Source organism: Brevundimonas sp. (assembly GCF_044239655.1).
Classification (GTDB): domain Bacteria; phylum Pseudomonadota; class Alphaproteobacteria; order Caulobacterales; family Caulobacteraceae; genus Brevundimonas.
Window position 1 is genome coordinate 1 of the sequence record NZ_JBIIAY010000173.1, and the last position, 4,406, is coordinate 4,406.

A 4,406-nucleotide genomic window follows, 5' to 3' on the forward strand; every position below is an offset into this window, starting at 1 on the left:
GCGAAGGCCGCGCATGAAAAAAAGGCCCCGCTGTTTCCAGCGGGGCCTTCGTCATTTCAGCGATGATGCCGAGTCCTAGTCGCGGCGCGGACGACGACCACGGTCGCCGCCGCCGCCTTCACGCTTCTTGCCGCCGCCGCCGGTGTCTTCGGTCAGGGGGGCCTCGCCGCGTTCGGCGCGCTCGGCGTTGATCTTGTCCGTCAGGTCTTCACCCGTGGCCTGATCGACGACCTTCATGGACAGCTTGGTCTTGCCGCGATCGTCGAAGCCCAGGAACTTGACCTTGACCTCTTGACCCTCGGACAGGACGTCGGCCGGGTTGGCGACGCGTTCCAGAGCGATCTGGGAGACGTGGACCAGACCGTCCTTGGCGCCGAAGAAGTTCACGAAGGCGCCGAAGTCGACGACCTTCACGACCTTGCCGGAGTAGATCATGCCGGGCTCGGGCTCGGACACGATCGACGAGATCCAGTTCTTGGCGGCGTCGATCTTTTCCTGGTCCGAAGCGGCGATCTTGACGGTGCCGTCGTCCTCGATGTTGACCTTGGCTCCGGTCTTTTCGACGATCTCGCGGATGATCTTGCCACCAGTGCCGATGATGTCGCGGATCTTGTCGACCGGGACCTTGATCGACTCGATCTTGGGCGCGAACTCACCCAGCTCGGTGCGGGCGCCGTCGATGGCCTTGTCCATCTCGTCGAGGATGTGCAGACGGCCGGCCGAGGCCTGGGCGATCGCCTTGCGCATGATCTCTTCGGTGATGCCCGTGACCTTGATGTCCATCTGCAGGGACGTGATGCCCTCGCGCGTGCCGGCCACCTTGAAGTCCATGTCGCCCAGGTGATCTTCGTCACCCAGGATGTCGGACAGGATGGCGAACTCGCCGGACGGCTCCAGGATCAGGCCCATGGCGATGCCCGAGACCGGACGTGTCAGCGGCACGCCCGCGTCCATCAGCGCCAGCGAGGCGCCGCAGACCGAAGCCATCGAGGACGAGCCGTTGGACTCGGTGATCTCCGACACGATGCGGATCGTGTAGGGGAAGTCTTCCGCCTTGGGCAGCATCGGACGGATGGCGCGCCAGGCCAGCTTGCCGTGACCGATTTCGCGACGGCCCGCGCCGCCCATACGGCCGGTCTCGCCGACCGAATAGGGAGGGAAGTTGTAGTGGAGAAGGAACTTCTCCTTGTAGGTCCCGGCCAGCGAGTCGACGTACTGCTCGTCTTCGCCGGTGCCCAGGGTGGCGACGACGATGGCCTGGGTTTCACCGCGAGTGAACAGGGCCGAACCGTGGGTGCGCGGGAAGACGCCGACTTCCGAGACGATGTCGCGGACCTTGTCGAGGGCACGGCCATCGACGCGGTGGCCGTTGTCGATGATGTCGCGACGCAGGACGTGGGCTTCGCATTCCTTGAAGGCCGTGCCGAACTTGGCGGAATCGACGCCGTCGGGATTTTCGTCGGTCTTCACCAGGGCGGCCGAGGCCTTCTTCTTGGCGGCGCCGACGGCCTCATGACGAGCATGCTTGCCGACGTGGGTATAGGCGGCCTTGATGTCCTCGCCGACCAGCGACTGGATGGCGGTGACGACGTCGGAGTGATCCTCGGCCTGGAAGTCGAAGGGCTCCTTGGCGGCGTGTTCGGCCAGTTCGATGATCGCGTCGATCACCGGCTGCATGCCGCGATGCGCGAACATCAGGGCGTTCAGCATGACCTCTTCCGACAGCTCCTTGGCTTCGGATTCGACCATCATCAGGGCGTCCTGGGTGCCGGCGACGACGAGGTCGAGCTGCGACTCAGGCAGTTGGTCCAGCGTCGGGTTCAGCACGAATTCGCCGTCGATATAGCCGACGCGCGCGGCACCGATCGGGCCCTGGAACGGGACGCCCGAGATGGTCAGGGCAGCCGAGGTGGCGACCATGCCGACGATGTCGGGATCGTTCTCCAGATCGTGCTGCAGCACGGTGATGACGACCTGGGTTTCGTTCTTGAAGCCCTTGACGAACAGGGGGCGGATCGGACGGTCGATCAGGCGGGAAACCAGGGTTTCCTTCTCGGTCGGACGGCCTTCACGCTTGAAATAGCCACCCGGGATCTTGCCGGCGGCGAAGGTCTTTTCCTGGTAGTTGACGGTCAGCGGGAAGAAATCCAGGCCCGGCTTGGGCGCGCGACCGTAGACGACGGTGGCGAGGACGACGGTCTCGCCATAGGTGGCCAGAACGGCGCCGTCGGCCTGGCGGGCGATGCGGCCCGTTTCCAGGGTCAGCGGGCGGCCGGCCCAGTCGATCGTCTTGCGTTTGATATCGAACATGTTTCGTCTTTCGTGTTCCGGCGGGCGTATTCCCGGCGGAGTCCCATCAGTGGGTGCGGATGCGTCGGGCGTTCAGTCCTTCGATCCAATGGACCGGCCGCCCCATGGCGATCGATCCGGGAGTGGAGAGGACTGTTCTCAAGCCCTCGCGTCTGCGCCGTACGTCCGGCGGCGCGCCGGTCTCTAGGTACGGAAAGAGGCGCGGACATGGCCCGCGCCTCGAAACCGGTAGTGCCAGATGCGCCTAGCGGCGCAGGCCCAGCTTGGTGATCAGAGCGGTGTAACGCTCCTTGTCGACCTTGGTCAGGTGATCCAGAAGACGACGACGCTGCGAAACCATCTTGAGCAGGCCGCGGCGCGAGTGGTTGTCCTTCTTGTGGGTCTTGAAGTGTTCGGTGAGGTTGGCGATGCGTTCCGACAGGATCGCGACCTGGACCTCGGCGGAGCCGGTGTCGCCGGCGGAGCGGGCGTTCTCGGCGATGACTTCGTTCTTGCGTTCAGCAGTAATCGACATCGGTGGCTTCCTTTCTGGGGGGCTAACGCTCGGGACGCGGTCCCTCGCTGCTTGAGCCCCGGAAGTGTCCCTTCGGTCTCCGAAGAGAGCGCGTCAGGACAGGTTAAAAACGCGGTCGGGTTCTAGCCGGCCGGCCCGCAACTGACCGAGAGCGACGAGGGTCTGTCCGTGAAAGGCGGAAACGGTACGAGAGCCATCCCGAAGGTGGCTCTTGAGCGTTTCGACCTGTCGGGGGAGCAGAACGATCGGTCGTCCCTGACGAAGCGAGAAGGCGTCCTGGTCCGTAATGGCCAGCTCCGGGATGTCGTCCAGGGCGGTCGCTACGGGCAGCAGGCCTTCAAAGGCGGCGTCCCTATGCACCAGATCGGTCAGGAAATCCAGAGTGACCGCGTTCTCGATGGAAAACGGACCCACGCGCTCGCGGCGCAGCGCCGAAACATGCCCCTCGGCACCCAGCATGACCGCCAGATCGCGCGCCAGCGACCGCACATAGACGCCCTTGCCGGTGCGGATGGTCAGCTCGACGTGGTCCGCATCGGGCGCATCGGTGACCTCGGCCTCGTGGATGGTGACCTTGCGGCTGGCCAGTTCGAACTCGACGCCGTCGCGGGCCAGGTCATAGGCGCGCTGGCCGTCCACCTTGATGGCGCTGAACTGCGGCGGGGTCTGGTCGATCTCGCCGACGAAGGCGGGCAGGGCGGCGCGCACCGCTTCGACGCTCGGCCGGACGTCGGACCGGCCGATGATCTCGCCCTCGCGGTCGACGCTGGCGGTCGAGATGCCCCAGTGGATAGTGAAGCGATAGACCTTCTGCGCCTCCATCATGAAGGGCACGGTCTTGGTCGCCTCGCCCAGGGCGATGGGCAGGATGCCAGACGCCAGCGGGTCGAGCGTGCCTGCGTGCCCCGCCTTCTGGGCGTTGAACAGGCGGCGGACCTTGGACACGGCGTCGGTGGAGCCCAGCTCGAACGGCTTGTCGAGACAGACCCAGCCGTTGACCGGATCGCCCTTCTTGCGACGGCCCATCAGGCGTCGTCTTCCTCGACCGGCGGCACGAACACGTCCGCGCGCACGCGGGGGTCGTCCAGCAAGCGGTTCAGCCGCTCGGCGGCCTCGAAGCTTTCATCGTGGCGGAAGCGCAGGTCGGGGGTGAAACGCATGTCGATGTGACGGCCGAGGGCCCCGCGCAGGAATTTGGTGTGGGCGTTCAGCGCCTTGAGAATCTCGTCGATATGGCCGGCGGTGTCGGAGGTCTCGACGCCGGCACCCAGCGGCTCGACGAAACAGGTGGCGTGTTTGAGGTCGGGCGACAGCCGGACCTCGCTGACCGTGATCGAGACGCCGACCAGGGCCGGATCGCGGATCTCGTTCTCGCGCATGACCTCAACCAGGGCGTGGCGGATCATTTCGGAGGCGCGCAGCTGGCGCTGGCTGACCAGGCCGGCGGTGGCCTTGGTCTTGGGTTTGCGGTTGCTCATGAGGTGGTCTCCGGCGCTTGCCGGGGATCGGACCCGGCGCAGGGCTGAAATAGAGGGGGCTGAACTGGAAAAGGGAGGCGGTCTAGGCCTGTGGGGCCGCCCTG

General features: G+C 65.6%; 4 protein-coding genes. All 4 read right to left on the reverse strand.

Annotated features, from left to right (window positions below; genetic code table 11):
• Positions 1–75: 75 nt before the first annotated feature.
• The 4 genes from pnp to rbfA all read right to left on the reverse strand — a co-directional run bounded on the left by pnp (position 76) and on the right by rbfA (position 4,302).
• Positions 76–2,310 (reverse strand): polyribonucleotide nucleotidyltransferase, encoded by a 2,235-nt coding sequence (pnp, locus tag ACILQR_RS15665; protein WP_395652312.1) that lies wholly within the window; start codon positions 2,308–2,310, stop codon positions 76–78.
• Between the two features lie 244 nt (positions 2,311–2,554).
• Entirely contained in the window at positions 2,555–2,824 is a 270-nt protein-coding gene (rpsO, locus tag ACILQR_RS15670) for a 30S ribosomal protein S15 (RefSeq protein ID WP_271146378.1), read from the reverse strand.
• A 93-nt stretch (positions 2,825–2,917) separates the two neighbouring features.
• The gene (gene truB / locus ACILQR_RS15675; RefSeq protein WP_395652313.1) at positions 2,918–3,850 is read right to left on the reverse strand and encodes a tRNA pseudouridine(55) synthase TruB; all 933 of its coding nucleotides are present in this window, start codon (positions 3,848–3,850) and stop codon (positions 2,918–2,920) included.
• Positions 3,850–4,302, reverse strand: a complete 453-nt coding sequence (gene rbfA / locus ACILQR_RS15680; protein ID WP_395652314.1) for a 30S ribosome-binding factor RbfA — start codon at positions 4,300–4,302, stop codon at positions 3,850–3,852. The genes truB and rbfA overlap by 1 nt, the downstream gene beginning before the upstream one ends.
• Positions 4,303–4,406 lie beyond the last annotated feature (104 nt).

Coding starts and splice junctions, on each gene's coding strand:
- pnp (WP_395652312.1), bottom strand. CDS start 2,310: ATGTTCGATATCAAACGCAAGACGATCGACTGGGCCGGCCGCCCGCTG.
- rpsO (WP_271146378.1), bottom strand. CDS start 2,824: ATGTCGATTACTGCTGAACGCAAGAACGAAGTCATCGCCGAGAACGCC.
- truB (WP_395652313.1), bottom strand. CDS start 3,850: ATGGGCCGTCGCAAGAAGGGCGATCCGGTCAACGGCTGGGTCTGTCTC.
- rbfA (WP_395652314.1), bottom strand. CDS start 4,302: ATGAGCAACCGCAAACCCAAGACCAAGGCCACCGCCGGCCTGGTCAGC.